The organism is Streptomyces corchorusii, from assembly GCF_001514055.1.
GTDB lineage: Bacteria > Actinomycetota > Actinomycetes > Streptomycetales > Streptomycetaceae > Streptomyces > Streptomyces olivaceoviridis.
In genome coordinates, this window is sequence record NZ_KQ948410.1 from 1 (window position 1) to 831 (window position 831).

At 69.0% G+C, this 831-nt stretch carries 1 protein-coding gene; it reads left to right on the forward strand.

Translation table 11 applies throughout. The annotated features are described in order from the left end of the window. Positions 1-831, forward strand: an 831-nt coding sequence (locus AQJ11_RS45040; protein WP_244218688.1) for an alpha-amylase family protein, incomplete at both ends; no start/stop codon positions are given.

An 831-nucleotide genomic window follows, 5' to 3' on the forward strand; every position in this document is an offset into this window, starting at 1 on the left:
GGCGCTGTCCCCGGAGGTGGAGTCGGTCCTGGCCCGGTTCCCGCTGCGGGAGTTGGTCACCGCCTCCGATCCGATGCCGCTGCTGGTGGAGCGCGAACGCGCCCTGTACGGCTCGTGGTACGAGTTCTTCCCCCGCTCGGAAGGCACCGCCGAGCAGCCCCACGGCACCTTCCGCACGGCCGCGCGCCGGCTGAAGCCGATCGCGGACATGGGCTTCGACGTCGTCTACCTCCCGCCCATCCACCCCATCGGCACCACCTTCCGCAAGGGCCGCAACAACACCCTCACCCCCGGACCCGACGACGTCGGCGTGCCCTGGGCGATCGGCTCCCCCGAAGGCGGCCACGACGCCGTCCACCCCGATCTGGGCACCATCGAGGACTTCGACTTCTTCGTCGCCGAGGCGCGGAAGCTGGGCCTGGAGATCGCCCTGGACTTCGCGTTGCAGTGCTCACCGGACCACCCTTGGGTGCACAAGCACCCCGAGTGGTTCCACCACCGCCCCGACGGCAGCATCGCCTACGCCGAGAACCCGCCGAAGAAGTACCAGGACATCTACCCCATCGCCTTCGACGCCGACATGGACGGCCTGGTCGCCGAGACCGTCCGGGTGCTGCGGCACTGGATGGGGCACGGCGTGCGGATCTTCCGCGTGGACAACCCGCACACCAAGCCGGTGGTCTTCTGGGAACGGGTCATCGCCGAGGTCAACCGCCGCGACCCGGACGTGATCTTCCTGGCCGAGGCCTTCACCCGCCCGGCGATGATGCACACCCTCGCCCAGATCGGCTTCCAGCAGTCCTACACGTACTTCACCTGGCGCAACACCAA